Genomic DNA, 26,996 nt, shown 5'->3' with positions numbered 1-26,996 from the left:
CGCCCGCGCGAGGGATGTCGCGTCAGGAGACGCGCTGCGCGGCGAGGTCCCACACCTGTTCGAGGGGGGCCGTGCCCTCGGCGCCGTCGGCGTCACGGAACAGCTCCACGAACCGGCCGATGTCGGCCTGCCACGCACGATCGGCCGGATCGTCGGCCAGTGCGGCGACCGCGGCATCCCAGTCGTCGCATTCGACGAGGTGGAACAGCCGGTGGCCGGAGCGCCAGATCGTCCAGTCCCGGATGCCGATGCGCGCGAACGTGTCGGCGAGGGCATCCGGGATGCGCTCGTGGTTCGTGCGGTAGTCGTCGATCGCACCTTCGCGGATCTCGGAATGCAGGGCGATGCGCATGATGAGGCCTTTCGTCGGGGGCCACGGAGAGGGCCGATATCGACCGTACGGCCTAACGGGATCCTCACGGCAGGTAAACTGGTACTCGACACCCGCCCGCCTGTGCCGAGATCCCCCGGCCGACGAGCCCCGAGGAGCCGCTTATGCTGACGCTCCTCGCCGTGTTCCTCCTCGGGTCCCTCCTGATGCCCGTGCTGGTGCGCTGGCTGGGCGCGCAGGCGTTCGCGATCGCCGCCCTCATTCCCGCAGCGGCATTCGTCCACGCCCTCGTCATGACACCGCAGGTGCTCGAGGGCCCGGCGCCGTTCGCGTCGATCTCGTGGATCCCGCAACTCGGACTCAACCTGTCGATGCACATGGACGTCCTGGGGTGGGTGCTGACGCTCATCGTCACGGGCGTCGGGGCGCTCGTGCTGCTGTACTGCCGCTGGTACTTCCATGACGACTCGGCCGGGATCGGCCAGTTCTCCGCCGTGCTGCTGGCGTTCGCCGGAGCCATGTACGGCCTCGTCCTCACCGACGACATCGTGATGCTGGTGATGTTCTGGGAGGTGACGAGCATCCTCTCGTACCTCCTGATCGGCCACTATCGCCGTCGCGCCGCGAGCCGCCGTGCGGCGCTCCAGGCCCTGCTCGTCACGACGCTCGGCGGCCTCGTGATGTTCGTCGGCGTCGTGCTCCTCGTGGTCGACGCCGGGACGACGAGCATCCGAGAGATCCTCGAGCTCGCGCCGACGGGACCGATCGTGGATGCCGCGGTCGTGATGCTCCTGATCGGCGCCCTCAGCAAGTCCGCGATCTTCCCCTTCCACTTCTGGCTCCCCGGCGCCATGGCCGCACCGACGCCTGTGAGCGCCTACCTGCACGCGGCGGCCATGGTGAAGGCCGGCATCTACCTGATCGCCCGGTTCGCGCCGATCTTCGCCTTCACCGGTCCCTGGCGGCCGATCATCATCTCCCTCGGTGTGGTCACGATGCTGCTCGGCGGCATCCAGGCGCTCCGCGAGACCGACCTCAAGCGCATCCTGGCGTTCGGGACGGTGAGCCAGCTCGGCTTCTTCGCGATCGTCGTCGGCTACGGCACGCAGGCGAGCGCGCTCGCGGGTCTGGCGCTCGTGATCGGGCACGCGCTGTTCAAGTCCGCGCTGTTCCTCATCGTCGGCGTGATCGACCGTCAGCTGTCGACGCGAGACATCACCGAGTTGAGCGGCGTGGGTCGCCAGGCCCCCGTCATGGCGACCGCGGCCTTCATCTCGGTCGCGTCGATGGCCGGGATCGCTCCGACCATCGGCTTCGTCGCGAAGGAGTCCACGCTCACCGCGCTGCTCGACGACGCGATCGGCGGTTCTCCGTGGGGTCTCGTCGCGATCATCGGGGTCAGCCTGGGGTCTATTCTCACTGCGGCATATGGACTGCGCTTCCTCTGGGGTGCGTTCTGGTCGAAGCGCGATGCGATGGGCGATCGCATCCCCGACACGATCTGGCCGGATCCGCCGGTGGGCTTCCTGTCGGCCCCGATCATCCTCGCGGGCGTCACGATCGCCGCAGGCATCGGCGCTCCCGCCCTCGACAAGGCGCTGCAGGGGTACGCCCTCACCGCGACGCCGGGGCTCGACCATGAGGGAGCCGCGGTCGAGGGACCGGGTCACCTCGCGCTGTGGCACGGTCTCGAGCCGGCGCTCGGCATCTCGATCCTGTCGATCCTCCTCGGTGGCGCGGTCTTCCTGCTGACCCTCCGCACGGGCTGGGACCGCAAGTCCCGGCTGCTCCCGTTCACCGCCGCCGACGTCTACTACCTCGTGATGCGCGGCGTCGACCGCCTCTCGGTGCTCTCGACCTCGCTCACGCAGCGCGGTTCGCTGCCCGTCTACGTCGGCACGATCTTCGTGGTGTTCGTCGCCGCCGAGATCACCGCGCTCCTCGCGAGCGACGTCGACCGTTTTCAGCTCTCCGCGTGGCACACGCCCGTGCAGATCGTGGTCGCTCCGCTCATGGCGGCCGCCGGCGTCATGGCCGTCCGCGCGCAGAAGCGCTACACCGGCGTCGTGCTCGTCTCGATCACAGGCCTCGGCATGGTCGTGCTGTTCGCGACGAGCGGCGCTCCCGACCTCGCGCTCACGCAGATCCTCGTCGAGACCGTCACGATGGTGACGTTCGCGCTCGTGCTGCGGCGTCTGCCGGCGCGGATGGGCGAGCACAACGCATCCGTCGGACGCATCCCTCGGGCTCTCCTCGGCATCGGGGTGGGCCTGACGATGGCTCTCGTGGCGATCGTGGCGACGCAGTCGCGCGTCGCGGACCCGATCTCCGAGATGTTCCCGAAGCTCGCGTACGAGATCGGCCACGGCAAGAACGTCGTGAACGTCGCGCTCGTCGACCTCCGCGGGTGGGACACCATGGGCGAGCTCTCGGTGCTGGTGCTCGCAGCGACCGGCGTCGCATCCCTCGTGTTCGTCACGCACCGCGCCGACATGCTCGCGGCGACCAAGACGCTGCCCAAGACCCGTCGTCGCCGCACGCTCAGCCGTCCGCTCGTGGAGACGACCGAGGGCGTGCGGTTCCAGACGAACGAGAATCAGAGCAGCCCGCGCGCCTGGCTCGTCGGCGGTCAGAAGATGAAGCCCGAGAACAGGTCGATCCTGCTCGAGGTCATCGTGCGGGTGCTGTTCCACACGATCATCGTCGTGTCGATCTTCCTGCTCTTCGCGGGCCACAATCTGCCCGGCGGCGGTTTCGCCGGCGGCCTGGTCGCGGGCATGGCGCTCGTGATGCGCTACATCGCGGGCGGTCGCTGGGAGCTCGGCGCCGCGGCCCCGACCGACGCAGGACGACTTCTCGGCACCGGCCTCATCCTCGCGGTCGGCACCGCTATCGTGCCGCTGTTCTTCGGGATGGCGCCGCTCACCAGCACCTTCTGGGAGTGGGAGATCCCCGGCATCGGGCACATGGAGTTCGTGACATCGACGATCTTCGACATCGGCGTCTACCTCGTGGTGATCGGCCTCGTGCTCGACGTGCTCCGCAGCCTCGGAGCCGAGGTCGACCGGCAGACGCAGGAGTTGCGTGAGCGGGGGGTGAGCATCTGATGGATGTCTCGCTGACCCTGATCGTCATCATGGCCGTGCTGTTCGGATGCGGCGTGTACGCGATGCTCGAGCGCAGCCTCACGCGTGTGCTGATCGGTTTCCTGCTGCTCGGCAACGCGACGAACATCCTGCTGCTGATCGTGATGGGCGTTCCGGGCCGTGCGCCGTTCTACGGAGCGGAGGGCGATGTGAGCGATCCGCTGCCTCAGGCCCTGACGCTCACCGCGATCGTCATCACGTTCGCGGTGTCGGCCTTCCTGCTGGCGCTGATCTACCGCTCCTGGCAGCTCGGACAGGCGGACACGGTCGAGGACGACGAGGCCGACATCGCACTGCGCGAGCGCACGGATGCCGACGAGGACCTCATGGACGACGAGGCCGACATCGACGACGACGAGGCCACGACGGACTTCGTGGGCGTGCAGACGGCGCCGATCACGGTGCTGCACATGCGCGACCACCCGTCGATCCACGACGACGCCCCGGTCGACCGCGCATACGGCTCGTACACGGCCGATGCCGATGGCGCCGATGCAGAGCCGACGGATGCGGATGCCGCGGCCTCGATGCTCGCTCACGAGTCGGCGCCCCCCGACGAACCCGACGACGACCCGGCAGCGGACGGCGAGGACTTCCGCACGGATGTCGACGCCCACGCCTCGGACGCGCACGAGACCGACGCGGCGGACGCCGCACGCGACACGGCATCCGACACGGCATCCGACGACAGCGCACCCGAACACACCGACGACAACCCCGGGGAGGGCCGCTCATGAGCGCACTCGTCCCCCTGCTCGTCGGTCTCCCGCTGCTCGGCGCCGCCATCACGCTCGTGTTCGGCCGCAACGCGCGCCTGCAGGTGTTCGTCACGGTTGCGACGCTCGCGGCGGTGTCGGTCATCGCGGCCGTGCTGCTCGTCGTGGTGGACGCCGGGGCCCCTCTGGCGGTCTCGGTGGGCGGCTGGCCCGTGCCCTTCGGCATCGTGCTGTACGTCGACCGGCTCGCCGCGCTCCTGGTGCTGGTGTCGAGCATCGTGCTGGTCGCCGTCCTCCTCTTCTCGATCGGCCAGGGCGTCGCCGACGGTGCCGACGAGACACCGATCTCGATCTTCAATCCCTCGTATCTGATCCTCGCGGCCGGCATCTTCAACGCCTTCATCGCGGGCGACCTCTTCAACCTCTACGTCGGCTTCGAGATCCTGCTCGTCGCGTCGTATGTGCTCATCACGCTCGGCAGCACCGAGTCGCGCATCCGCACGGGCGCGGTCTACATCGTCGTCTCGCTCGTGTCGTCGATCCTCTTCCTCGCGTCGATCGCGATGATCTACGGCGCCCTCGGCACCGTGAACATGGCCCAGATCGCCGAGCGGATGACCGAGCTGCCGCAGGAGACGCAGCTGGTGCTGCACCTCATGCTCGTGGTGGCCTTCGGGATCAAGGCGGCCATCTTCCCCGTGTCGTTCTGGCTGCCCGACTCCTACCCGACGGCTCCGGCGCCGGTCACCGCGGTGTTCGCCGGATTGCTGACGAAGGTCGGCGTGTATGCGCTGATCCGCACCGAGACGCAACTGTTCGCGGACAACAGCATCGACACCCTGCTGCTCATCATCGCCCTCGCGACCATGATCGTCGGCGTGCTGGGTGCGGTCGCGCAGGCCGAGCTCAAACGCATCCTGTCGTTCACTCTCGTCAGCCACGTCGGGTACATGATCTTCGGCCTGGCGATCGCGACCCCCGCGGCCATCGGCGCGACGGTGTACTACATCGTGCACCACATCATCGTGCAGACGACGCTGTTCCTCGCGGTCGGACTCGTCGAGCGCCGGGCGGGCAGCACGTCGATACTGCGGGTGAAGGGTCTGCTCAAGGTGGCCCCGGTGATCGCGGTGCTGTACTTCATCCCCGCGATCAACCTGGGCGGGCTCCCCCCGTTCTCGGGCTTCATCGGCAAGTTCGCGCTGTTCGAGGCCGCGGCCTCGGTGGGGACACCGCTCATGATCGTGCTGATCGTCGGCGGCATCGTCACCTCTCTGCTGACGCTGTACGCGCTGATGCGGGCCTGGAACCTCGCGTTCTGGCGTGAGGAGGAGGACTCCACCGAGACCGAGGGACGCATCTCCTACCTCGGCAACGCACCGGCCGCGGACGAGCAGCAGGAGCGTCGCCGCATCCCCAGGATCATGACCGTCGCGACGGCGGGCATGGTCGGGGTCACGGTCGCGCTGACCGTGTTCGCGGGTCCGCTCTACGCGCTGTGCGACCGCATCGGCGAAGTTCTCCTCGAACCCGTCAACCTCGTGCAGCTGGAAGGCGAGGTGGACGGATGAGCCCCGACACCGGTCGTCATCTCTGGCGCGACCTCGGCGTGCAGCTGCCGTTCCTCGCGTGGCTCGTCGTGCTGTGGATGCTGCTGTGGAGCCAGTTCACGGTGCTGGCGTTCCTCACGGGGCTCGTCGTCGCGGTGTTCGTGACGCGTGTGTTCCGGCTGCCGACGGTCGAGCTCTCCGGCCGCGTGAACGTCTGGTACGCCGCGGTCTTCGTCGTGCAGTTCCTGTGGGCGATGGTGCGCGGCGCGATCGCGGTCACGCTGCAGGTGTACGACTTCCGGCGTCTCCCGGGCACGGCGATCATCGCGGTGCCGCTGCGCTACGCGGACGATCTCATGATGACCCACGTCTCGGTCGTGTCGTCGCTGATCCCGGGCTCGCTCATCGTCGAGGCCGACCGCGACCGGCAGGTCCTGTATCTCCACGTGATCGGCGTGCACTCGATGGAGGACGTCGAGAAGCAGCGCCAGGGGGTGCTGCGCTGGGAGCGGCGGATCGTGCGTGCGCTCGGCGCTCCGTCGCAGTACCGTGCCCTCAAGGCGGACGAGCGCGCGGCGAAGGGCGGTGTCCGATGAACCTCCTGCTTCTGGTGATCATGGTGGTGTTCGGGGTCGCCGCGATCCTCACGATCATCCGCATCGTGCGCGGTCCGTCGATCCTCGACCGCGCGGTGGCCTCCGACGTGCTGCTGACCGAGGTGCTGTGCGTGCTCGGCGCCGAGATGGCGATCAACGGGCACACGCGGACGATCCCCGTGATGCTCATCATCGCCGCGATCGGCGTGTTCGGTTCGATCGCGGTGGCCCGCTTCGTCGCGAGAAGGGACAACACGACGCCATGAACGTGTTCGAACTCGCTCTGCCGGACGCGGTCGTCGACACGACCGTGCTCGTCCTCATCCTGCTCGGCGCCCTGCTCTGCCTGTCGGCGGCCATCGGCATCCTGCGCTTCCGCGATGTGCCCTCGCGTCTGCATGCGGCGACGAAGCCGCAGGTCCTCGGACTCGTGCTGATCTGTCTCGCGATCGCGGTGTCGATGGGTACGGTCGGCGGCATCCTGGTCGGGCTGCTGCTCGTCGCCCCGATCGTGCTGATGCAGTTCGCGACGGCTCCCCTCTCCGCGCACATGGTCGGGCGGCAGGCGTACCGCAACGGCACGACCGACGAGCGCAGCCTCGTGGTCGACGAGCTGGCCGAGTCGAAGCAGACTCCGCCCGCTGCCGGCTGACCGCCCGAGGCTGACCGCTCAGAGGCCGTCGGTGAACCTCTGGATCAGCTCGGCCGCCGGCTCGGAATCGCTGATCAGCGTGCCGTGGCCGTGGTCGGGGATCACCTGCAGATCGGCGCCGGGGATCTCGTCGATGATCTCCTGGCACCAGCTCATCGGCGCAAGCGGATCGCTCTCCCCGCGCAGCACGAGCACGGGGGCGTCGATGCGGCGGAACGCCTTCTCCGGGGCGTGCGCGATCGTCGCACGCATCTTCCGGAACAGGTGCGGTCCGCCGCGGAGGTACTCGCGCGCTCCGCGCCAGATCACCAGCGGGCGCTCGCCGACGAGATCGGTCAGCAGGTAGCTGGCTTGAGCGGCGATGTTCCGGGCCGCCTTGTTCACGGTCGGCCCGGCGAGCACCACGCCCTCGACGAGCGCCGGATGCCGTGCGGCGAGCTCTGCGGCGATCTGGCTGCCCATGGAGTGGCCGATCACGACGACGGGTCCCTCGCCCACGTGACGCAGGTAGGCGGCGACGAGGTCGGCGTGACGTTCCATCGTGAGGGTGCGCTTCGGCTCGGGCGCCTCTCCGAAGCCGGGGAGGTCGACCGCGATCACGCGTCCACGCAGCCGCTGCACGACGTCGAGGTAGACGCTGCGCCCCATGCCGATGCCGTGCAGCAGCAGGAACGTGTGCGCGCCCTCGCCGAACGTCTCGGAGATCAGGGTGGCCCCGGCGTGCTCGAACTCGAGGAGCGTGACCGGGGTGCCCTTCGGGGCGAGGTAGGAGGATGCCACCTCACCACGCTAATCCAGCGCGCGGTGCGCGACCAATCGGCCGTGATGAGGGAGCGTGCCGCGGCATGTGAGGATGGAGGGTGACCTCGCACGACCCCGTATCCACCCCGACCAGAACCGGAGTGCGCGCACGGCTCGCGGCCGCTCTCGACGATCCTGTGCTGCGCGCCCTGGTTGCGGCGACGGCGGTGTCGCGCATCGGTCGCGGCGTGTTCTTCGCCGTGACGGTGCTGTTCTTCACGCAGATCATCGGGCTCTCGGGCGCTCAGGCCGCTGTCGTGCTCGCGATCTCGAGTGGGTGCGGTGTTCTCGGCTCGCTGCTCGGCGGGTGGCTGTCCGACCGCTGGAGTGCGCGGCGTCTCGCGTTCGCGTTCGAGGCGCTCGGCGGTGTGATGCTCGCGGCCTACGCGTTCGCGGGGGACTTCGTGTCGGCGCTGGTCCTCGCGAGCCTCAGCGGGTTCCTCGACTCGATGGGGCACTCGTCGCGGTCGGCGATCATCGCCCGCGGCTTCGTGCCCGAGCGTCGGGTGCATGCGCGCGCGGTGCTGCGCACCGTGACGAACGTCTCGATCGCGGCCGGGTCGGGTTTCGGCGCGATCGCGCTGGCGCTGGGCACCCCCGAGGCGTACCGGATCGTCATCGCGAGCGGCGGTCTCCTGTGCGCTCTGGGGTCGCTGCCCCTCCTCCGGCTGACCTCGTCGGTCGACGCCCCCAGCCGTGCGTCGATCCATGACGTGCGCACCGAGACCGGGTCGATCGACACGGATGCCGCATCCGCATCCCGCCGCGACTGGAACCGCCGCTCCCCGTGGCGCGACCCCCGGTACCTGCTGTTGAGCGGGCTCTCGGCCGTGTTCGGCATGCAGTTCGGCGTGGCGGAGTTCGGCGTGCCGCTGTGGATCACCGAGTACACCGAGGCCCCCGAGGTGGTGGTATCGGCGCTGCTGATCGTGAACACGACGCTCGTGGTCCTGTTCCAGGTGCGGGCGTCCCGGGGCACGCACGATCTGCGGGTCGCGGGCCGGGTCACCATGATCGCCGGATGGTTGATGGTCGGCGCGTGCCTGGTCTACGCGCTCGCCGCGGGGCTGCCGGCGTGGGTGGCGATCATCGTGCTCGTGGTCGCGATGGTAGCGCACACCTTCGCGGAGATCCTGTCGCAGGCGGGTGCGTGGGGTCTGAGCTTCGAGCTGGCCGACCCCGTGCGCGCCGGCGCATACCAGGGCGTCTTCGGCATGGGCTTCTCGCTCGGGGCGCTCGCGTCGCCGATCGTCGTCAACGCGACCGCGATCACCTACGGGCTCGCGGGCTGGGGGATGCTCGCCGCGATCTTCCTGGCGGCGGCGGTCGGCATCTGGATGATCGCGCGCCGCGCCGCGGCATCCGTCCGCACGGCGGCCTGAGCCACCGCATCCTCCCCGCTCAGCCGATGAGGCTGGGCTGCAGGTCGCGCAGCGTCCGGCGATGCGTCATGCGCGTGACGCCGATCGCGGCGAACACGAGCGCGCCGACGAGCCACAGGCCCAGCACCGCGAGGTCCCATCCAGCGCGGGCGAGGTCGCCCCCGTACATGAGCTGCCTCATGGCGTCGACCACGTACCCGAGCGGCAGCACGTGGTGCAGGGCCGCGAGAGGCGCGGGCAGCGTCTGCCACGGGAACGTGCCCCCGGCGGTGACGAGCTGCAGCACCATGAGCACCAGGCCGAGGAACTGTCCGACCGAGCCGAGCCACACGTTCAGGGCGAGGATGATCGCCGCGAACGTCGCCGACGCCGCGATCAGCACGCCCAGGGTGCCGATCGGGTTGTCGAACGTGAAGCCGAGGGTGATCGCGAGAATGCCCATGAGGCCGAGCATCTGCACTCCGCCGAGCGCCGCGGGCGTCAACCACCCCGCGAGCGTCACGCGGATCGGGGAGTGCAGCGCGGTGACCGCGCGACGCGAGATCGGCTTGACGATGAGGAACAGGGCGTAGATGCCGATCCACGCCGACAGCGCGGCGAAGAACGGAGCGAGACCCGCGCCGTAGTCCTCGGCCGACGCGACCTTGTCGCTCGACACCTTCACGGGATCGGCGATCGTATCGGCCTGCTGCGTGCGCAGCTCGGGGGTGGATACCGGGATCTGCGCGACACCATCGGCGAGGCCGTCGCGCAGCTCGGCGGTGCCGTTCGCGAGCGTGCCCAGTCCGTCGCGCAGCTGCGCAGCGCCGTCGTTCGCGGCAGCGGCGCCCGTCGCGACCGTGGCAGCCCCACTCGACAGCTGCGCGGCTCCGGAGGCCACGGCGGCCGCACCGTCGGCGAGCTGGTCGACCTTGCCCACGGCCGTCTGCACGGTCGTGTTCCCCTCCTGCAGTCGGGTCGCGAGCGGGTCGAGCGTCGTGAGCACCTGGTCGATCTCGTCCTGCGTGAGGCCGCGGTCGGCGAGCAGCGTCGCGATGTCGGTGCGCACCTGCGGCAGGGCGTTGGTCGCCTGCTGGACGGCGGCGCCCGCGCGATCGGCGACATCGGCGAGCTGTCGATTGCCGTCGCTCACCTGCTGCGCTCCGGAGGCGAGGGTGCTCGCGCCGGCGGCGAGCTGCGAGGTGCCCGCTGCGAGCTGGGAGGTGCCGTCGGCGAGCGTCGCACTGCCCGACGCGGCGGTGGTCGCGCCGTCGGCGAGCTGCGTCGCGCCGTCCACGGCCGTGACGAGGTTGTCGCGCACGTCGCTGAGTCCCGTGAGGAGGCGTTCCGCGGCCTGGCTGCCGACCATCTCGGCGACCGAGCTGCGGATCTTCTCCACGGCCTGGGTTCCCATGGACGACGCGAGGTAGTTGTTCGCATCGTTGGTCTCGAGGTCGATGCGCGCCTGATGCGGATCGTCGCCCGCGGCGGAGGTCAGGGCCGCGGAGAAGTCCGCGGGGATCGTCACCGTGAAGTCGACGGTGCCCGTGCGGAGGGCTTCCGCGGCCTCGTCGGCGGTCATCCGCTGCCAGTCGAAGGCGTTGCCGTCGATGAGGTTCTCGGCGACGTCCTCGCCGTAGTTCACGGTCTCGCCGGTTGCGGCATCCGTGCCGGTGGTCGGCTCGGGGGCGCCCTGGTCGTCGACGACCAGCGCCACCGGCACCTCGGGGAACTTCGCGTACGGGTCCTGGTTCGCCCAGAGGTACAGGCCGCCGTAGAGGATCGGCACACACACGAGGGCGATCAGGGCGATCACGCCCATGCGGCTCGCGGTGAGACGCCGCAGTTCGGCGGCGATCATGGCGGGGACCTTCATCGTGCATCCTCCTCTTCAGTCTCGTCTACCGCGGGTTCGGCGTCGTCCTCCCGACCGGTCGTTGAGCGAGCCGAAGGCGAGACGAAACGCGCCGTGTGCTCTGGGAGTCCGGATACCGGAGCTTCGGCGTCGTGCGCCGGGGGACGCGTGTCGTCTCGGTCGACGTCGTCGTCCTCGCTCGACGACCGGGGAGCGGTGGCGTCCTCGGCGTCACCGAGCGCCAGCGGCTCCACGGGACCGGAGGCGTTCACGGCGTCGAACTCGTGCATCCGCTCCAGTGCGACGGCGGCGGATCCGCCGACGATCACGAGCATGGCGTAGCCGCGGTCGGCGAACTCCATCGCGATGCGCCACCAGCCGTCGGGGCTGCCACCGTGCCGGTCGGGTGCCACGAGCACGATGCCTCGCGTGCCCTCGCGGAGCACCGCGAGCTCGCACAGGATGCGCACGCGGGCGGCGGGGTCGACCGTGCCGATCGGTGCACCGGCCAGTTCGCCGAATCCGAGCTGGTTCAACCACCGCCGGGCGTGGATCGGTGTGGCGCCGAGTCCGGCGAACATGAGCTCCTCGCCGACCACGCCCGCGAGCGCGATGTCCGGGTGGGGGTCGCTCACGTCGGGAGCGTCGACGAGCGCGACGGTGCGGCGCAGCATCCGGTTGTCGGCGGAGCCGTCGATCGTCACCCGACCCGTCTCGGGACGCATCCGGCCGCTCGCGATCAGTCCGAGGACCGTGGGACGCTGCTCGGTCTCTGCGAGGGCGAAGCGCACGGCGCCGGTGTGGAACTCGAGGCTCGTGGCGGGGAGCGCCTGGCCGCCGCGGCCCTTGCTCACGTCGTGCAGGGTGATCTTCATGAGGGGTCCTCCTCGGAGGCGACGATCTCGGGGTGCGCGGCGAGCAGCTCGTCGGCTTCGCGCCAGGACAGGCCGGCGATGCTGAGCAGAGTGCGCACGGCGAGGTCGGCCGCGCCGGTGCTGCCGGCGTCGGTGCGGGAGACCACGGTGCGCGCGACCTCCTCGATCAGGCGCGCGAGGGTCGGAGCGGGGATGTCGGTGCGGAAGTCGCCGCTCTCCTGGCCGCGGCGCGTGAGGTCGGCGACGGTGCGGCGCAGGGGCGCGAGGGCGTCGGCGGTGTGGGCGACGTGGGCGTCGTCGAGGGCGAGGGCCGCGGCGAACTGCACGTGTGCGGCCTCGTGCCAGAGTCGGGCGGCGAGGCGCGCGAGCGCCACGCGCGGGTCGGCGTCGGTGACGGAGGCGGCGATCGTGTTGAAACGCTGCGCTCCCGTGGAGATGAGTTCGCGGATCAGGGCGTCGCGGTCGTCGAAGTGCCCGTAGAGAGTGCGGCGGGACAGTCCGGCGCTGCGCGCGATGACGTCGATCGACGCGCGGGGGTCGAGGGCCAGGGTCGCGCGGGCGGCGTCGAGGATGCCGGCGCGGTTCTCGACCGAATCGCGGCGGGGTGCACGGGTGGTCATGTCTTCAGGATAGCTATCCTGCACAATGCTGTGCAAGATAATCGGACAACTCACAGGATATCGACGATCGGTGGCGGTTTCCTGTCGGCGGACGAGAACGCGAGCGCCGCACGACGAAGGGGGCGGATGCCGCAGCATCCGCCCCCTTCGTGCGATCGGGTCAGTCCGTGCCGGAATCGAACGCCGCGCCCTCGGAAGCCGTGTCGACGGCGTCCGCGAACTTCTCGTCGACGTCCTCGACCGCTCCGGTGATCTCCGAGGACTCGCCCGCCGTGACGCGGCCGACGAGCTCGCCGGTCGCGCCGCCGACGAGACCGAGGCCGGCGTACTGCTCGAGGCGGGCGCGCGAGTCGGCGATGTCGAGGTTGCGCATCGTGAGCTGGCCGATGCGGTCGACCGGTCCGAAGGCGGCGTCGCCGACGCGCTCCATCGACAGCTTCTCGGGACCGTACGACAGGTTCGGCGAGGTCGTGTCGAGGATGGTCCAGTCGTCGCCGCGACGAAGGCGGATCGTGACGGAACCGGAGATCGTGGAGCCGACCCAGCGCTGGATGGACTCGCGCAGCATGAGCGACTGCGGCTCGAGCCAGCGCCCCTCGTACATCAGGCGGCCGAGGCGGCGACCCTGCTCGTGGTAGGTGGCGAGGGTGTCCTCGTTGAGGATGCCGTTGACGAGGCGCTCGTAGGCGATGAAGAGCAGCGCCATGGCGGGGGCCTCGTAGATGCCGCGCGACTTGGCCTCGATGATGCGGTTCTCGATCTGGTCGCTCATGCCGAGGCCGTGGCGTCCGCCGATCGTGTTCGCCTCCATGACGAGAGCCACGGGGTCGGTGTACGAGGTGCCGTTGATGGCGACGGGGCGGCCGGCCTCGAACGTGACCGTGACGTCCTCGGATTCGATCGCGACGGACGGGTCCCAGAACTTCACGCCCATGATCGGGTCGACGGTCTCGAGCGAGACGTCGAGGTGCTCGAGGGTCTTCGCCTCGTGCGTCGCGCCCCAGATGTTCGCGTCGGTCGAGTACGCCTTCTCGACGGAGTCGCGGTAGGGGAAGTCGTGGGCGACGAGCCACTCGCTCATCTCCTTGCGACCGCCGAGCTCGGTGACGAAGTCGGCGTCGAGCCAGGGCTTATAGACGCGCAGGCGCGGGTTGGCGAGCAGACCGTAGCGGTAGAACCGCTCGATGTCGTTGCCCTTGTAGGTGGAGCCGTCGCCCCAGATGTCGACGCCGTCCTCCTTCATGGCGCGCACGAGCAGCGTGCCGGTGACGGCGCGGCCGAGGGGAGTGGTGTTGAAGTAGGTCTTGCCGCCGGAGCGGATGTGGAACGCGCCGCACGCGAGGGCCACGAAGCCCTCCTCGACCAGGGCGGTCTTGCAGTCGATCAGACGCGAGGCCTCGGCGCCGTACTCGAGCGCGCGGCCCGGGATCGACTCGATGTCGTCCTCGTCGTACTGCCCCAGGTCGCCCGTGTAGGTGAAAGGCACGGCGCCCTTGTCGCGCATCCACGCGACGGCGACGGAGGTGTCGAGTCCTCCGGAGAAGGCGATGCCGACGCGCTCGCCGACGGGCAGGGACTGGAGGACCTTGGACATGCCTTCCAGTCTATCGGCGGCGTGTCGCCTGTTTCGGACGCGGTCCGCCCTGGGTCACCACTGGCTGGGTCACCACTGGCTGGGTCGCGCGGAGGGAGGCGAGAACGCGAGGGGAGGACGTTTCGTCCGGCATCCTCCTACGCCGGCGTCATCTCCTGCGCCGAGACCGCCGCCGCCTCCGCCTCCGACGTGGCCAGCGTGCGACGCTGGTGCGCGGCGTAGCCGCCGCCCCACGCGGTCAGAGCCTCGACCAGAGGCATCGCGCCGCGGCCGAGGTCGCTCAGCCGGTACTCGACCTTGGGTGGCACCTGTCGATACACCGTGCGGATCAGCAGTCCGTCGTCTTCGAGCTCCCGCAGCTGACGGGTGAGCACGCGGGCGGTGGGCTCGTCGAGCAGTCGGCTGAGTTCTCCGAAGCGCAGCACCTCGTGATCGTCGAGCAGGCTGAGGATGCTGGGCTTCCAGGCTCCGCCGATCACCGCGATCGAGATCTCCGCATCGCAGGCATCGCCCCACTCGCGGATGATGCGCGCCGTCTTCTCCCTCATCGCAACCACCCCTCGTCTCGCCCATAGTATCCAGAATGCCAGTATGTAACAACAATGACCGTACTTGTCCGCGGGGTACTCAGCGCACGAGACTGAGTCCGTGACCTCCCCCGTGCCCGTCGCTCCGGCCCGACCACGCCCCTCGCGGCATCCGTGGCTCGCCATGGTCCCGCTGCTCCTCGGCATCCTGATCGGTGCTCTCGCGATCAGCAGCGTGTCCACCGCGCTGCCCGCCATCCGCGGCGATCTCACGCTCTCCGACAGCGGGGCCCTGTGGCTCGTCGACGTGTATGCGCTCTCGCTCGCAGCCACCCTGATCCTCGCCGCACGCATCGGCGACGCGTTCGGCCGCAAGCGCATCGTCCTACTCGGCCTCGCCGGCTTCGCGGCGCTCAACCTCATCGGAGGCCTCGCGCAGGACGGACTGCTGCTCATCGTGGTGCGGGCGCTGCTCGGCGTGGCCGAGGCGTTCGTCGTGGCCGGTGTCGTCGCGACGATCGGCGCGCACTATCAGGCGCGTCAGCGCGTGCTCGCCTACGGCCTCTGGACCGCGACGTTCGGCACCGGCAGCGCGCTCGGTCCCGTGCTGGGCGGGCTCGTCACCGAGGGGCCGGGATGGCGGTGGCTGCTCCTCGGCAGCGTCCCGCTCGCGGTTCTCGCCGGCGTGCTCGCGATCTGGCTGGTGCCCGACTCCCGCAGTTCGCGCCCGGCATCCTGGGACGTGCTCAGCATCGTGTCGTCGATCGTCGCCCTGGGAGCGCTGGTCTTCGCGCTGCACGAGGTGCTGGCAGCACCCGTTCCTGCGGCGGTCGCCGGAGTGGTCGCCGTCCTGACGCTCGTGTACTTCATCCGCCGACAGCGCCGGCTGCGCGATCCCCTCATCGACATGCGGCTCTTCGGCGTCGCGGGATTCAGCCCGGCGGTCGTGCGCATCGTGGCGGCGAGCGGCGTGTCCTCGGCATCCGTCCTGCTCGTGAGCCTGCACCTGCAGGACCTGCGCGGGTTCACGCCGGCGGAGGCGGGCATCGCGATCCTGCCGCAGGCCGTGGCGATCGCGCTCGGCGGCGTGATCGCTCCGCTGTTCCTGCGCTGGCTGACCTCGCCCGCGCTGACCGTGCTCGCGCTCGTGATGCAGGGCGTCGGACTCGCCTGGCTCGCGCTCGGCGCCGACCTCGTGGCGTTCCCGCTCGTGCTCGTCGGAGCCGGGTTCGGGGTGGCTGCGACGCTCGCGGCGACGACCTTGTTCGACGTCACGACAGAAGACGACGCCGGTCAGGTCGGAGCGATCCAGGAGGTGTCGTTCGCGCTGGGTGGAGGACTCGGCATCGCCCTTCTCGGCACCATCGCGACCGTCGTCGGCGCGGGCGGGTTCGCGGTGGCTCTCATCGTCGCGGCGGTCGCCGTGGTCGCCGCCGCGCTGCTGCCGCTCTGGCGCCGCTCAGCAGCGGATGCCGTCGCCGACGCCCCCTGACGTCAGCCTCCCGTTCACTGACGCCCGCACGCCCACCCCGCTCGCATCGAGACCCCGAAGCAAGGAGACTCCATGTCGCACTCCCGCACCACCGTCCACTGGGTCCACGCCCACCCTCAGGGGAGCTCGTTCAACGCGCGCCTGTTCCGCGACGGCGTCGATGCGCTGTCGAGGGACCACGACGTCGAGGTCACCGATCTGTACGCGCAGGGCTTCGATCCCGTGCTCGGCCCCTCCGACTTCGGGCAGCCGCACGGACGCGAAGGCAACCTCGTCGACCTGATGGGCGAGGCGTACGCCGCAGGGGACGTCCCCGCCGACGTGGTCGAGGAGCAGCGCAAACTCGCCGCCGCCGACCTCCTCGTGCTGCAGTTCCCGCTCTGGTGGTACGGGCCGCCGGCGATCCTCAAGGGGTGGTTCGACCGCGTCCTCACGAACGGTTTCGCCTACGGCCCGACGGACCCTGAGACCGGCCTGCCGCTGCGCTACGGGGAGGGTCTCCTCGCCGGTCGCCGTGCGCTCGTGATCGTGACCGCAGGGGAGGACGATCGGTCGATCGGCAGCCGCGGCATCAGCGGAGACATCGACTCGCTGCTGTTCCCGCTGACGCACGGCACGCTCTGGTACACGGGGATCGAGCCGCTCGACCTGCACGTCGTGCACGACGCCGACGGGCTCTCCGCCGAGGCGATCGAAGCGGAGAGCGCACGTCTGCTCGAGCGTCTCGCCGGGATCGACACGGAAGCCCCGAGCAGCCCGTACCGCCGCCTGCGCGACGGCGACTATCGGGGCACGCGTGCGCTGCGGGCGGATCTGCTGCCGGGGCGCACCGACCTCGGCATCCATCGGCTCGTGCGCGACTGAGCGTCAGCGATCCCGGCTGCCGCGACCGAGCATCTCGTCCAGCACGTTGCCGATCACGGTCGAGACGTTGTTCCGATAACCGTCGTGGGACAGCGCTCCGGTGAAGCAGATCGAGCCCACGCTGAAGACGGCTCCGCCTCCAGCTCGTTCGAGCCAGGTCATGTCCGACCGGACGTCCGCGCTCTCCGACCCGCCGAGTCCCGCGCGTGAGGCCATCACGTCCTCGCCGGCGAGCAGGTAGAAGTCGCTGTGACCCGTCGACGAAGCGAGCACGACGGTCTCCGCCGGACTGCCCCGGTCGGGGTCGAAGCGGTCGATCTCGTCGCCCGACGAACCGTCCATGATGAGGCCGAAGTCCCCGATCACCTCGTCCGTGACGCCCGCGAACACGAACTCCAGATCGCGCGGGAGATCCGCGGACCGCCGGTACCCCGGAGCCTTCGAATCCCACCCCTGCGCCGTCATCCCGACGCCGGTGAGGGCGTTGGGCCAGCGGCCCCGCAGCCGCCACAGCCCTCCGGGTTCGCCCGTGGTGCTGTGGAAGCCCTGCCCCGGAGGGGTCTCGGACGGCCGCGTCCCCACGGCGCCGCGGCGGATCTCGAGCAGGTGGGGTCGGTCCGCATCCTGGCTGGTGACCCAGTAGAACCCGTTGCCGCCGAGGTACATGAGCGATCCGCCCCGGTCGGCGTGCGCGTCGAGCGCATCGAGCATCCGCGCGCTCACGTACTCGGGGTGGCTGCCCGTGATGACGACGTCGTAGCCGTCGAGCAAGGCCGCGCCGTCCCGGTGCAGGTCATGATCGGTGACGACGTCGAACGCGCGTCCCTTCTCCATGAGCCAGTTCACGAGGTACAGGTCGGCGCTCAGGTGGCGCGGTGCGTCCTGCAGCCAGGCGCGGTAGTCGGGTCGGAGGTTGGGGATAGGTCGCAGGTGCGTCGAATAGCAGCAGGTGCTGCCGTCGGAGTGCAGGTCGTACATGCTCAGGCCCCACTCCGGATGCTCGGCGAGCTCGAGGTCGCGGTGCCCTGGGTGGATCGGATGATCGCTCATCTGGTCGCCCTCGAAGTCGAGGCGCGTCACCATGCGCTCGTTCGCATAGGCGACGTAGGTGAAGGTCGGCAGCAGCACGGCGATGCGCGCGTGCGGCCCTCCCGCGCGGGGACGCACCGCGAACGGGACGTGGTCGACGACGCCGTCCGCGCGGAGCTCGACCGCGTACACGCCGGACTCGAGATCGTCCGGCACCGCGAAGCTCAGGCTGGGCGGCCACGCCGCGTCGTCGAGGTCGTCGTCGTGGAAGTGGATCGCGCCGTACTGATCGGGCACCTTGGTGAAGTCGATCTCCTGGTGCCGCCAGGTCGATCCCGTCGCGGCCCGCAGCGGGGCGTTGATCACGATGCCGTGGCGTTCCTGACCGGAGGCGTCGGCGGCCTCCGCGCTGTCGATCCGCCGCTCGAACCGCCAATCGGCGACGGTCGAGCGCCCGCCCGAAGCATCCACGCGTTCGATCCGCGGGTTCTCGATCTTCCCGTTGAAGACGCGGTCGGGCGCCCACTGGGCAGCACTGCGCGGACAGGCGGCGGCGGCGATCACGACCGCCGCGGCGACAGCATCCGGGAGCACCGCCGGGGGCGTCGCCCCGGTCCAGGTCTCGCGGCGGTCGCGGAGCTCGGTGCACCGGAGCACCGCATGGAGGTCGTGGGAGACCTCGACGCGGAGCCGGTACCAGCTGCCCGCGCGCCACGGCACCGTGATCTCCGCAGCCTCGCCGTCGGCACCGCGCAGGCTCAGCGTCCCGTTCGCATCGACGACGACGGAGACGGCGACGGAGCCGTCGGTCGTGAGCAGGGACACGACGCCCTGCTCACGACCGGCATCCGGCAGCGTCGGCTGCATCGTCAAGGAGATGACGAGCCCCCCGAGCGGTTGCGCGCCGATCTCCGGCACCACGACGCACGACCCGAGGTGCACATCGCGCTCGCCGCCGGAGATCGACCGCGCTTCGAACGACGGCACCGGCAGGATCCGTCGGCCCGGCCCCTGAGGGTTCTCGTCGCCGTGACGCAGCCGCACCAGATCGACCTCCACCGCGGATGCCGTGGCGCTGACCATCAGGTCGACGACCTCCCCCGGTTCGGCGGAGAGAGTGTTCAGGTATCCGGTGAGCGTCATGTCTGCAATCCTTCGGGAAGGGGCCGGTCAGGGAGGGGTCAGTCGCACTCGGTCTTGTACCAGAGCTTCTGGCCCTCGGGGCTGTCGACGTCCTCGCTCGTGAGGATCTCGACCGGGGCGTCGACCGTCTGGTCGACCTCCTCGCCCTTCAGCTTCTTGGCGATCTGCTCGATCGCGAGCTCGCCCATGGCGTAGGGCTGCTGCGCGACCGTCGCCTGCAGCACGCCCTCCTGCAGCAGCTCGACGTTGGCGGCACCGGCATCCCAGCTGACCATCTTGACGTCGCCGACCACGCCGGCGTTGCGGAGAGCCACCGCGGCTCCCGTCGAATTGAGGAAGTTCGTCGTATAGATCGCCTTGAGATCGGGGTACTTCACGAGCGTGGAGGCGGCGTTCGCCTGGATCACGTCCGCCGAGATCTCGGGGTAGGAGATCGATACCACCTCGATGTCCGGGTAGTCCTTCAGCGCATCCTCGAAGCCCTTGATGCGGGCCTGGGTGATGGGGTTGGTGGCGAGAGAGCCGATCGCGGCGATCTGGCCCTCGCCTCCGATGAGCTCGGCGAGGTAGGCGGTGATCTCCTTCGCGCCCTCGTAGTGGTTCGATGCGACGAACGAGTCATACAGCGCGTCGTCGTCGAGCTGTGCGTCGACGTCGATCACCGTCACCCCGTCTTCGCGCGCGGTCTGGATCGGGATGCCGCCAGCCACCGGGTCCGCGGGCGTGTAGATGAGCGCGTCCGGTGCGCTGGTCAGCACGTTCTGCACGATCGTGGTCAGCTGCGCCTGGTTCTGGTTCTGCGGAGCCTGCAGCTCGCCGACATCCATGCCGAGCTTCGTGCCCGCGGCCTGGGCGCCGCACGCGACCTGCACGTAATACGGGTCACCGGACTGCGGGCCGGCGATGGCGATCGTGGCGCCGGTCACGGCATCGCCCTCTCCGCCTCCCGCTGCTCCGCCGTCATCGGCGGAACAGGCAGCGAGCGGACCCACCAGCAGAGTGGTGGCGGCGAGCGCGAGGAGGATTCGGCGACGCGGACGGACGGATCGAGCGTTCATGGGTACTCCTGTGTGTGGATGAGGGTGTGCAGGGTGGAGGTGAAGTGAGAGGACGTCAGCTCGAAGCCGAGCTGGATCTGCGGAGACTGCGCAGCCGGCGGAGCCGGTCGAGGTAGAGGGCGCCGACGAGCACGGCACCGGTCACGACCTGCTGCCAGAAGCTCTGCAGACCGGCGATCACGAGCCCGCTGGCGAGCACGACCGGGATGGCGTTGCCGAGGGCGGTGCCCGCGATGGTCCCGACGCCGCCGAAAAGGCTGGCCCCGCCGAGGATCGCAGCGGTCGCGGCGGTGAGGGCGTCGAGGGAGTGGCCGGAGATGTTGGTCGTGCCGTACACCGAGAGCGACAGCCAGCCGGCGAGCCCGGCGAGGAGTCCCGAAAGGCCGTAGATGACGGCGAGATGCCGTTTGACCGGGATGCCGGCGCGAACGGCGGCCTCCTTGTTCGAGCCGATCGCGTAGGTGTGTCGGCCGAATGCCGTCGCCTGCAGCGCGATGGCGGCGATGATCGCCACGATCGCGGCGACGAGCACCACCCACGGGATGCCGAGCAGGCGTCCGACGCCGAACTGCGACATAGCCGTCGGCATGCCGCTGAGGTCCTGTCCGCCGGTGAACACCTGGGCGAGGCCGAGCGCGGCGCCGAACATGCCGAGCGTGACGATGATGGGGTTGAGGTCGGCGTAGGCGACGAGAAGGCCGTTGATCCAGCCGAGGAGCAGGCCGCTCGCGATAGCGACGCCGAGCCCGAGGAGCGCCGTTGTCCATCCGTCCCCGCCGACGCGCTGCATGACGATCATGCTCACGACCCCCGAGAACACGAGGACGGAGCCCACCGACAGGTCGAAGCCGGCGGTGATGATGACGTAGGTCACCCCGACGGCGAGCACGAGCATGATCGAGCCCGCGAGGAACATGTTGCGCACATTCGCGGCGCTGAGGAAGGGCTGGCCGTTGACGATCGCGAAGACGACGATCAGCAGGATCAGCGCGCAGGTGACGACGAACAGCGGATGCTGCCAGGCACGCTCCACGCGGTCGCGCCAGGTCGGAGCTTCGGGGGTGGGGACGGGAGCTCCCAGGGTGTCGAGCGAGGTCATCGGTCTCCTCCGATATCGGTGCGGTCCGTGGAGGTCGACGGCGCCGTCCCTCCGGTCATGGTGGACACCAGGAGTTCGAGGCTCGCCTCCTGGCGGGTGTAGCTCGCGACCCGCTGACCGAGGCGCAGCACCTCGACGCGGTCGGCGACGCTGAGCACGTCGGACATGTTGTGGCTGATGAGCACGACGGCGAGCCCGCGGTCGGCGACTCGGCGCACCATGTCGAGCACGCCCTTCGTCTGCACGACGCCCAAGGCCGCCGTGGGCTCGTCGAGGATCACGACGGTGCGCGCCCAGCTCACGGCACGTGCGACCGCGACGCCCTGGCGCTGCCCGCCCGACATGTCGCTGACCGAGCCTCGGCGCGGGTCGGCGGTGACACCGAGCTGCGCGAACTCGCGCTGCGCGACAGCGGCCATGGATCGGTTGTCGAGGAAGCCGAGGGCGCCGAGCAGGCCCTTCCGTCGGGTCTCCCGACCGAGGAACATGTTCGCCACCGGGCCCATGTCGGGGGCGAGCGCGAGGTCCTGCCACACGGTCTCGATGCCCGCGGCCTGGGCGTCGGTCGGGCCGTTGGCGCGGAACGGTTCACCGCCGACGAAGACCTCGCCCGCGTCGGCGGTCAGCGCTCCGGACAGCACCTTGACGAGCGTGGACTTGCCGGCGCCGTTGTCGCCGATGAGGGCCGTGACCTCTCCCGCTCTGCAGTCGAAGTCGGCCCCGCGGAGCGCGTGGACGTGGCCGTAGGAGACGCGGATGCCGCGGGTGCTGAGGGCCGTGTCGAGCGGGACGGATGCCGTGTCGACCAGCCTTCCGGAGCCGCGGAGATCGGAGTTCATCGGGATGCTTCCTTTCTGACGTTCGCCCGCGATCGTCAGGACGTCGGTGTCATTCCGTTTCACAGTGGGGTGTGAACCGTTATCAGGGCAATGTAATGAAGTCACAGGAAATTGACAAGACTCCGGCTCTGGATTGTGAATCTGTTACATATCGGAAACATGCTGTGATAGATTCCCGTCTCGACGGGTCGCGAACCGACAGTGATCGTTCGTCTAGGAGGTGCGGATGAGCGCAACGACTCCCCAGCGCAGGCGTGCGGAGATCGAGAGTCTGATGGGCGACCGCGCCGAGGTCGACATCCAGAGCCTGGCCCTGCACTTCGGCGTCTCGGAGATGACGATCCGTCGTGATCTCGGCGCACTCGAGGAGGACGGCGTCGTCCGAAGGCTCGTCGGTGGTCGGGCACTGCTCCTCGACGCCAAGAGCCGCGAACCCGCCCTGTCGACGAGGTCGACCGCGGCATACGAGTCCAAGTCGCACATCGGGCGCGCCGTCGCCGACCTCCTCTCCGACGACGAGGTCGTCTTCATCGACGGCGGCAGCACCGCCCTCGCGGCGGCGCATGCCCTTCGCGGCTCCGGGCGCAGGCTCACCGTGCTGACTCGCAGTCTGCTGATAGCCGCAGAGCTCGCCGAGGAGCCGCACATCGAGATCTTCATGCTCGGGGGGCGCGTGAAGTCCTCCGAGATGCTCACGACGACGTCCACGATGTCCGACGACCTCCGCCACTTCAACGTCGACACCTACGTGATGGGGATCAGCGGCGTGCATCCCACCCGGGGGCTCACGGATTACGACCCGGATGAGAGCGCAGGGAAGCGGCTGGCGCTCGAGCGCGCGGATCGGGTGCTCCTGCTCGCGGATCACTCCAAGCTCGGTCGGGTGCTGATGTCGCGAGTCGCGGGCCTCGACGTGGTCAGCACCCTCGTCACCGACGCGGACGAGCAGAACGAGGTGCTCGCCGCATTGCCCCCGTCTGTATCCGTCGTGCGGGTGGAGCCGACGCCGTGACGTCGCGCCTGGCGGTGACCTCGGCAGTCGTGCGAAGTGAGTCGCCCCGGGAGGCCGCCGAGCTCTTCATCGCCGCGCCGCGCACCGGTTATGACGCGGCCCGTCTCTCGGTGTGAGGCGGACCGGGGTCGTGCGGGGCAGGACTCAGAGCAGAACGACGCCGACCTGCAGTGCCGCGTAGGTGTGCGCCGCACGCTGGTCGCACGTGAGCAGCGGGATGCCCGCGGACTTCGCGGCGAGGGCGACGAGGCCGTCGTAGACGGCTCCGCCCGCGATGCCGGCTGCGGAGAGCGTCTGCACGGCGCGCAGCGCTTCCCGAGGAGGGAGTGCCGACGACGCCGGGAACGCGGCGGCGATGAGACGCTCGGCACCTCGGGGAGTGACGCGGGCCGCACCCGGGAGTCGGGTCAGCACCGAGTACGTCTCGACCATCGCGTGTCCGGCGAGGCCGAGGGAGCGACCCCGGCACGTGTCGCTCACGCTGTCGTGCAGCGGGTTCTGCTCGTGCAGCAGCGCGATAGCGGCACTGGTGTCGAGCAGGAGGTCAGCGCTGATCGGCAAGGCGCAGCTCGCGGATCTCGTCGGGAGTGAGGGCCGGACCGCCTGTGATCACGAGGCGTCCGTCCTTCTCTACGACGTTGTCGGGAGCCTCGACCTCGATGCGCACCCCGGTGCCGTCGATGATCAGATCGACCGGACCCGGCAGCATTCCGAGTCTCTCTCGGATGCTGGCGGGGATCACGATCCGTCCTGCCTTGTCCATGGTTGCGTGCATGCCATCACGTTACCATTCGACTGGCACGTCATAGCGGGGACGAGAGAACGGGGAGCGGATGCCGTCGACATGGCGTGCCCGCCCGCAACTCGCCGACGCGACGACCGAGCCTCTGGGCTTTCCCTCACGAGCGGTGGCAGAGTGAGCGGGACGGAGGTGCACATGGGTCAGGCGGTGCTGTGGGGAGCGGTCGCGGCCGCGCCGCTGTTCGTGGGAGCCGTGCTCGCACTCCTGCGCACCTGGCCGCCCCGGTGGCTCGGCATCGTCCTCGGGTTCGGCGCCGGTGCGCTCATGGCGTCGATCGCGTTCGAGCTGTGGGAGGAGGGGCTCGCGCTCGCGGGTCCCATCCCGCTCGTCGTGGGCGTCGCGCTCGGAGCGCTGAGCTATTACGTCGCCGACCGTATCCTCGACGCCCGGGCCGCGAAGACGAAGGGCCCGGCAGGAGGGGGTCAGCTCGCGGTAGGAGCGCTGCTCGACGGCATCCCCGAGCAGCTCGTGCTCGGCATCGGTCTGGCATCCGGCGAGCCGGTGAGCGTCGCGCTCGTCGTAGCGATCCTGGTGTCCAACCTGCCCGAGTCGATCGGCTCGGCCGCCGATCTGCTGCAGGGCGGCATGGCGCGCTCGCGCGTGCTGCTGCTGTGGGCCGGGGTGACCGTGGTGTGCGCGGCGGCGACCGTCGCCGGCTTCGGCCTCGCGACCGTGACCGACGACAGCTTCCGCGCGGCGGCGAGCGGCTTCGCGGCGGGCGCGCTGCTCGTGATGCTGGTCGACTCGATGGTGCCCGAAGCGCAATCGAAGGCGAAAGAGTCGACCGGGCTCGCGACCGTGCTCGGCTTCGCGCTCGCCGCGGGCCTCGCGCTCGCGACCTGAGCCGCCCCGTCGGACCCGACATCCGGCGGTGCGCGCGCCGGGGATCGGCCGCATCCGGCGGGTTCCCGGCCGAGTCGGACGGCGGGATGCTGGGCACGACGTCGCACCCGCGCGACGATGGACACTGTGAACGAAGGAGTTCCCATGACCGACACGCTCACCCGCCCACCCTTCGATCCCGAGCTGGAGGCGGCCCTCGCGCTCGTCGGGGACCAGTTGCCCTCGACGCTCACCGCCGAGATGATCCCGCTGCTGCGGCAGACGCCGATCGCCGGCGACGACGAGGTGCGTCAGGTGCTCACCGACCGCGGCTTCGTGTGGCGCGACGAGACGATCCCCGGTCATGACGGCGACGAGATCGTCGTGACCGTGATCCACAGGGACGGCCGCACCGGCACCGGGCCCGGGTTCTTCCACACGCACGGCGGTGGCATGATCATCGGCAACCGCTGGCTGGGCGTGGTCGGATTCCTCGACTGGGCCGAGCGCTTCAACGGCGTCATCGTCACGGTCGAGTACCGTCTCGCACCCGAGTTCCCCGATCCCTATCCCGTCGAGGACTGCTACGCCGCCCTGCGCTGGACGGCCGAGCACGCCGACGATCTCGGCATCGACACGACCCGTCTGCTGATCGGCGGGGGCAGCGCGGGCGGCGGGCTGGCCGCCGGCACCGCCCTGCTCGCCCGGGACCGCCGCGGACCGGCGCTCGTCGGGCAGCTGCTCATCTACCCGATGCTCGACGACCGCGACGAGAGCGTCTCGACGCACCAGATCGACGGTGTCGGCGTGTGGGACCGCGGCTCCAACATCACCGGATGGACCGCACTGCTCGGCGACCGCAAGGGCACGGACGAGGTGTCGATCTACGCCGCCCCCGCGCGGGCCACCGACCTGACGGGACTCCCTCCCGCGTTCATCGACTGCGGCAGCGCCGAGGTGTTCCGCGACGAGGACGTCGCCTACGCCTCGCGGCTGTGGGAGGCCGGGGTGCAGGCCGAGCTCCACGTCTGGGCGGGCGGGTTCCACGGCTTCGACATGTTCGCACCCCATGCCGCCGTGGCGCAGGCGATGCTCGCGGCCCGCGACGACTGGGTGAACCGTCTGCTCGGATAGCAACCTCCGCGCACTAGGGGGTCGGGAGCTCGACCCCCTAGTGTGGAAGCCCCGCGCGATGGAGCCCGACATGCAAGATCTGCTGGGGCGGCTCACCGCCCTCGACCCGGATGCGAGCGAGACGCTCAAGGTCGTCGCGTACTTCGACGCCCTCGTCGCGCGATCGGTCGGCGTGGAGAGCATGCTGCGTGGCGCAGCCGTCCTGAGCGGCGCCACGGTCGGGCAGCGCGACGGCGCGCACATCATGCGCGTGAGCGCGGACGGTGTCCGCAGCGAACCGCGGGCCCCCGGCGAGGCGCACCTCCAGCGCGAGAGCGGCCCCGACGCCGTGGCCTGGATCGAACGCGAGGGCGATCCGCACACGAACGACGCCATGATCCTCGAGAGGCTGACGCTCGCGCTCGGCATCCTGCGCGCCCGGAGATCCGTGGGCCCGGAGAGCGCGGTCGAGCTCGTGATCAGCTCGTACACGAGGCCCGACGAACGCGCGGGTGCGCTCGCGCGGCTGCGCCTCGGGAGCGACGAGCTGCGGGTCGTCGCCTCGCCGCCGGACCCGGCGCCGGCGCCCCGGCATCCGTCCACGGTGGTCGCGACGCGACACGGCCTCACCCGGGCCACGATCGTCGGCGCGGATGCCGACCTGACGGCCGTGTGGGAGAGCGGCGTCTCCCCGCGCTGCGGGATCGGCACGACCGCCTCGGGTGACGGCCTGCCGGAGTCGTGGGAGGGGGCGCTCATCGCCGCGCGCCTGACGAGCGACCTGGAGCCCGTCGTCCGGGCGGAGGATCTCGGGGCCGCGCTGATCGTCGCGCAGGCGGCGGAGTCGGGACCCGTCCACCCCGATGCCGAAGCGCTCGGCCGGCTCGATGCGCGCAGCCTCGAGCTGCTCGACGCGGTCGCCGAGGAGCGCAGCGTGCGCGGCGCCGCCGCGCGTCTGGGGCGCCACCACTCCAGCGTGCAGGAGAAGCTCACGTCGCTGGTCGACGTGCTCGGCTACGACCCGCGCACATCGCGCGGTCACACGCGATACGCGCTGGCACGGATGCTGCTGACCCTCGCGTCCTGAGCCGCCGAGGAC

At 70.1% G+C, this 26,996-nt stretch carries 25 protein-coding genes and 1 pseudogene; 13 read left to right on the top strand and 13 right to left on the bottom strand.

The window, feature by feature from the left end; genetic code table 11:
- Nucleotides 1-22: 22 nt before the first annotated feature.
- Nucleotides 23-352, bottom strand: a complete 330-nt coding sequence (locus AKH00_RS14330) for an L-rhamnose mutarotase (protein ID WP_050723447.1) — start codon at nt 350-352, stop codon at nt 23-25.
- Nucleotides 353-495: 143 nt separating this feature from the next.
- On the opposite strand from AKH00_RS14330, the gene AKH00_RS14325 reads away from it, so the two are divergent.
- The 6 genes and pseudogenes from AKH00_RS14325 to mnhG all read left to right on the top strand — a co-directional run bounded on the left by AKH00_RS14325 (nt 496) and on the right by mnhG (nt 6,991).
- Entirely contained in the window at nt 496-3,438 is a 2,943-nt protein-coding gene (locus tag AKH00_RS14325) for a Na+/H+ antiporter subunit A (protein WP_050723446.1), read from the top strand.
- A pseudogene (locus AKH00_RS14320) lies at nt 3,438-3,941 on the top strand (Na(+)/H(+) antiporter subunit C); the annotation flags it as partial. The gene AKH00_RS14325 and the pseudogene AKH00_RS14320, both read left to right, overlap by 1 nt.
- 269 nt (nt 3,942-4,210) lie before the next feature.
- On the top strand, nt 4,211-5,764 hold the full coding sequence (locus AKH00_RS14315) for a Na+/H+ antiporter subunit D (RefSeq protein ID WP_050723445.1): 1,554 nt from the start codon (nt 4,211-4,213) through the stop codon (nt 5,762-5,764).
- Nucleotides 5,761-6,339, top strand: a complete 579-nt coding sequence (locus AKH00_RS14310) for a Na+/H+ antiporter subunit E (protein WP_050723444.1) — start codon at nt 5,761-5,763, stop codon at nt 6,337-6,339. Before AKH00_RS14315 ends, AKH00_RS14310 begins: the two co-directional genes overlap by 4 nt.
- On the top strand, nt 6,336-6,605 hold the full coding sequence (locus tag AKH00_RS14305; protein WP_050723443.1) for a monovalent cation/H+ antiporter complex subunit F: 270 nt from the start codon (nt 6,336-6,338) through the stop codon (nt 6,603-6,605). Before AKH00_RS14310 ends, AKH00_RS14305 begins: the two co-directional genes overlap by 4 nt.
- Nucleotides 6,602-6,991: a monovalent cation/H(+) antiporter subunit G gene (gene mnhG, locus AKH00_RS14300; RefSeq protein WP_050723442.1), complete on the top strand. Its 390-nt coding sequence runs from the start codon at nt 6,602-6,604 to the stop codon at nt 6,989-6,991. The genes AKH00_RS14305 and mnhG overlap by 4 nt, the downstream gene beginning before the upstream one ends.
- 18 nt (nt 6,992-7,009) lie before the next feature.
- On the opposite strand, the gene AKH00_RS14295 is transcribed toward mnhG, so the two are convergent.
- The gene (locus AKH00_RS14295) at nt 7,010-7,771 is read right to left on the bottom strand and encodes an alpha/beta fold hydrolase (RefSeq protein WP_050723441.1); all 762 of its coding nucleotides are present in this window, start codon (nt 7,769-7,771) and stop codon (nt 7,010-7,012) included.
- 80 nt (nt 7,772-7,851) lie between these two features.
- Here AKH00_RS14295 and AKH00_RS14290 point away from each other — a divergent pair, with 80 nt between their 5' ends.
- Nucleotides 7,852-9,174, top strand: coding sequence for an MFS transporter (locus AKH00_RS14290; RefSeq protein ID WP_082297650.1), 1,323 nt, complete (start codon nt 7,852-7,854; stop codon nt 9,172-9,174).
- 19 nt (nt 9,175-9,193) lie between these two features.
- Here AKH00_RS14290 and AKH00_RS14285 read toward each other — a convergent pair whose 3' ends face one another.
- The 5 genes from AKH00_RS14285 to AKH00_RS14265 all read right to left on the bottom strand — a co-directional run bounded on the left by AKH00_RS14285 (nt 9,194) and on the right by AKH00_RS14265 (nt 14,645).
- A complete protein-coding gene (locus AKH00_RS14285; protein WP_050723440.1) occupies nt 9,194-11,029 on the bottom strand; it encodes a YhgE/Pip family protein in 1,836 nt (611 codons plus the stop codon).
- On the bottom strand, nt 11,026-11,883 hold the full coding sequence (locus AKH00_RS14280) for a hypothetical protein (RefSeq protein ID WP_200903868.1): 858 nt from the start codon (nt 11,881-11,883) through the stop codon (nt 11,026-11,028). The genes AKH00_RS14285 and AKH00_RS14280 overlap by 4 nt, the downstream gene beginning before the upstream one ends.
- Nucleotides 11,880-12,503 (bottom strand): TetR/AcrR family transcriptional regulator, encoded by a 624-nt coding sequence (locus tag AKH00_RS14275; protein WP_050723439.1) that lies wholly within the window; start codon nt 12,501-12,503, stop codon nt 11,880-11,882. Before AKH00_RS14275 ends, AKH00_RS14280 begins: the two co-directional genes overlap by 4 nt.
- A 160-nt stretch (nt 12,504-12,663) precedes the next feature.
- The gene (gene argG / locus AKH00_RS14270; RefSeq protein ID WP_050723438.1) at nt 12,664-14,097 is read right to left on the bottom strand and encodes an argininosuccinate synthase; all 1,434 of its coding nucleotides are present in this window, start codon (nt 14,095-14,097) and stop codon (nt 12,664-12,666) included.
- A gap of 137 nt (nt 14,098-14,234) precedes the next feature.
- Complete coding sequence (locus tag AKH00_RS14265) at nt 14,235-14,645, bottom strand: winged helix-turn-helix transcriptional regulator (RefSeq protein WP_050723437.1); 411 nt, start codon at nt 14,643-14,645, stop codon at nt 14,235-14,237.
- A gap of 100 nt (nt 14,646-14,745) precedes the next feature.
- Between AKH00_RS14265 and AKH00_RS14260 the strand changes: the two genes are divergently transcribed.
- Both AKH00_RS14260 and AKH00_RS14255 read left to right on the top strand, forming a co-directional pair.
- Nucleotides 14,746-16,116 (top strand): MFS transporter, encoded by a 1,371-nt coding sequence (locus AKH00_RS14260; protein ID WP_152926210.1) that lies wholly within the window; start codon nt 14,746-14,748, stop codon nt 16,114-16,116.
- 72 nt (nt 16,117-16,188) lie between these two features.
- Entirely contained in the window at nt 16,189-16,980 is a 792-nt protein-coding gene (locus AKH00_RS14255) for an NAD(P)H-dependent oxidoreductase (RefSeq protein ID WP_050723435.1), read from the top strand.
- 3 nt (nt 16,981-16,983) lie between these two features.
- Here AKH00_RS14255 and AKH00_RS14250 read toward each other — a convergent pair whose 3' ends face one another.
- Genes AKH00_RS14250 through AKH00_RS14235 form a run of 4 tightly spaced genes read right to left on the bottom strand, consistent with a single transcriptional unit; the run spans nt 16,984 to nt 22,148 of the window.
- Complete coding sequence (locus tag AKH00_RS14250) at nt 16,984-19,152, bottom strand: N,N-dimethylformamidase beta subunit family domain-containing protein (protein WP_050723434.1); 2,169 nt, start codon at nt 19,150-19,152, stop codon at nt 16,984-16,986.
- A gap of 38 nt (nt 19,153-19,190) precedes the next feature.
- Nucleotides 19,191-20,210, bottom strand: a complete 1,020-nt coding sequence (locus AKH00_RS14245; RefSeq protein ID WP_050723433.1) for a substrate-binding domain-containing protein — start codon at nt 20,208-20,210, stop codon at nt 19,191-19,193.
- A gap of 55 nt (nt 20,211-20,265) precedes the next feature.
- Nucleotides 20,266-21,309, bottom strand: a complete 1,044-nt coding sequence (locus AKH00_RS14240) for an ABC transporter permease (RefSeq protein WP_050723432.1) — start codon at nt 21,307-21,309, stop codon at nt 20,266-20,268.
- The gene (locus AKH00_RS14235; protein WP_082297677.1) at nt 21,306-22,148 is read right to left on the bottom strand and encodes an ATP-binding cassette domain-containing protein; all 843 of its coding nucleotides are present in this window, start codon (nt 22,146-22,148) and stop codon (nt 21,306-21,308) included. Before AKH00_RS14235 ends, AKH00_RS14240 begins: the two co-directional genes overlap by 4 nt.
- Before the next feature lie 226 nt (nt 22,149-22,374).
- On the opposite strand from AKH00_RS14235, the gene AKH00_RS14230 reads away from it, so the two are divergent.
- A complete protein-coding gene (locus AKH00_RS14230) occupies nt 22,375-23,160 on the top strand; it encodes a DeoR/GlpR family DNA-binding transcription regulator (RefSeq protein ID WP_082297649.1) in 786 nt (261 codons plus the stop codon).
- Between the two features lie 144 nt (nt 23,161-23,304).
- On the opposite strand, the gene AKH00_RS14225 is transcribed toward AKH00_RS14230, so the two are convergent.
- Nucleotides 23,305-23,721, bottom strand: a complete 417-nt coding sequence (locus AKH00_RS14225; RefSeq protein WP_050723430.1) for a PIN domain-containing protein — start codon at nt 23,719-23,721, stop codon at nt 23,305-23,307.
- Nucleotides 23,705-23,935 carry an AbrB/MazE/SpoVT family DNA-binding domain-containing protein gene (locus AKH00_RS14220; RefSeq protein WP_235556793.1) on the bottom strand — a complete coding sequence of 77 codons (231 nt, stop codon included), beginning with the start codon at nt 23,933-23,935 and terminating at the stop codon, nt 23,705-23,707. The genes AKH00_RS14225 and AKH00_RS14220 overlap by 17 nt, the downstream gene beginning before the upstream one ends.
- Before the next feature lie 141 nt (nt 23,936-24,076).
- Between AKH00_RS14220 and AKH00_RS14215 the strand changes: the two genes are divergently transcribed.
- The 3 genes from AKH00_RS14215 (at nt 24,077) to AKH00_RS14205 (ending at nt 26,984) form a co-directional block, all read left to right on the top strand.
- Nucleotides 24,077-24,805, top strand: coding sequence for a ZIP family metal transporter (locus AKH00_RS14215; RefSeq protein ID WP_235556792.1), 729 nt, complete (start codon nt 24,077-24,079; stop codon nt 24,803-24,805).
- 144 nt (nt 24,806-24,949) lie between these two features.
- Entirely contained in the window at nt 24,950-25,918 is a 969-nt protein-coding gene (locus tag AKH00_RS14210; protein ID WP_050723428.1) for an alpha/beta hydrolase, read from the top strand.
- Between the two features lie 70 nt (nt 25,919-25,988).
- Nucleotides 25,989-26,984, top strand: a complete 996-nt coding sequence (locus AKH00_RS14205; RefSeq protein ID WP_235556791.1) for a hypothetical protein — start codon at nt 25,989-25,991, stop codon at nt 26,982-26,984.
- Nucleotides 26,985-26,996 lie beyond the last annotated feature (12 nt).

Source organism: Microbacterium sp. GCS4 (assembly GCF_001262495.1).
GTDB lineage: Bacteria > Actinomycetota > Actinomycetes > Actinomycetales > Microbacteriaceae > Microbacterium.
The sequence above is the reverse complement of the archived record's forward strand: the minus strand, read 5'-3'. Positions and strand labels throughout refer to the sequence as shown.

What these genes read in the sequence shown, in the direction of transcription:
- AKH00_RS14330 (WP_050723447.1), bottom strand. Translation starts at nt 352, where the DNA reads ATGCGCATCGCCCTGCATTCCGAGATCCGCGAAGGTGCGATCGACGAC.
- AKH00_RS14325 (WP_050723446.1), top strand. Translation starts at nt 496, where the DNA reads ATGCTGACGCTCCTCGCCGTGTTCCTCCTCGGGTCCCTCCTGATGCCC.
- AKH00_RS14315 (WP_050723445.1), top strand. Translation starts at nt 4,211, where the DNA reads ATGAGCGCACTCGTCCCCCTGCTCGTCGGTCTCCCGCTGCTCGGCGCC.
- AKH00_RS14310 (WP_050723444.1), top strand. Translation starts at nt 5,761, where the DNA reads ATGAGCCCCGACACCGGTCGTCATCTCTGGCGCGACCTCGGCGTGCAG.
- AKH00_RS14305 (WP_050723443.1), top strand. Translation starts at nt 6,336, where the DNA reads ATGAACCTCCTGCTTCTGGTGATCATGGTGGTGTTCGGGGTCGCCGCG.
- mnhG (WP_050723442.1), top strand. Translation starts at nt 6,602, where the DNA reads ATGAACGTGTTCGAACTCGCTCTGCCGGACGCGGTCGTCGACACGACC.
- AKH00_RS14285 (WP_050723440.1), bottom strand. Translation starts at nt 11,029, where the DNA reads ATGAAGGTCCCCGCCATGATCGCCGCCGAACTGCGGCGTCTCACCGCG.
- AKH00_RS14280 (WP_200903868.1), bottom strand. Translation starts at nt 11,883, where the DNA reads ATGAAGATCACCCTGCACGACGTGAGCAAGGGCCGCGGCGGCCAGGCG.
- AKH00_RS14275 (WP_050723439.1), bottom strand. Translation starts at nt 12,503, where the DNA reads ATGACCACCCGTGCACCCCGCCGCGATTCGGTCGAGAACCGCGCCGGC.
- argG (WP_050723438.1), bottom strand. Translation starts at nt 14,097, where the DNA reads ATGTCCAAGGTCCTCCAGTCCCTGCCCGTCGGCGAGCGCGTCGGCATC.
- AKH00_RS14265 (WP_050723437.1), bottom strand. Translation starts at nt 14,645, where the DNA reads ATGAGGGAGAAGACGGCGCGCATCATCCGCGAGTGGGGCGATGCCTGC.
- AKH00_RS14255 (WP_050723435.1), top strand. Translation starts at nt 16,189, where the DNA reads ATGTCGCACTCCCGCACCACCGTCCACTGGGTCCACGCCCACCCTCAG.
- AKH00_RS14250 (WP_050723434.1), bottom strand. Translation starts at nt 19,152, where the DNA reads ATGACGCTCACCGGATACCTGAACACTCTCTCCGCCGAACCGGGGGAG.
- AKH00_RS14245 (WP_050723433.1), bottom strand. Translation starts at nt 20,210, where the DNA reads ATGAACGCTCGATCCGTCCGTCCGCGTCGCCGAATCCTCCTCGCGCTC.
- AKH00_RS14240 (WP_050723432.1), bottom strand. Translation starts at nt 21,309, where the DNA reads ATGACCTCGCTCGACACCCTGGGAGCTCCCGTCCCCACCCCCGAAGCT.
- AKH00_RS14235 (WP_082297677.1), bottom strand. Translation starts at nt 22,148, where the DNA reads ATGAACTCCGATCTCCGCGGCTCCGGAAGGCTGGTCGACACGGCATCC.
- AKH00_RS14230 (WP_082297649.1), top strand. Translation starts at nt 22,375, where the DNA reads ATGAGCGCAACGACTCCCCAGCGCAGGCGTGCGGAGATCGAGAGTCTG.
- AKH00_RS14220 (WP_235556793.1), bottom strand. Translation starts at nt 23,935, where the DNA reads ATGCACGCAACCATGGACAAGGCAGGACGGATCGTGATCCCCGCCAGC.
- AKH00_RS14210 (WP_050723428.1), top strand. Translation starts at nt 24,950, where the DNA reads ATGACCGACACGCTCACCCGCCCACCCTTCGATCCCGAGCTGGAGGCG.
- AKH00_RS14205 (WP_235556791.1), top strand. Translation starts at nt 25,989, where the DNA reads ATGCAAGATCTGCTGGGGCGGCTCACCGCCCTCGACCCGGATGCGAGC.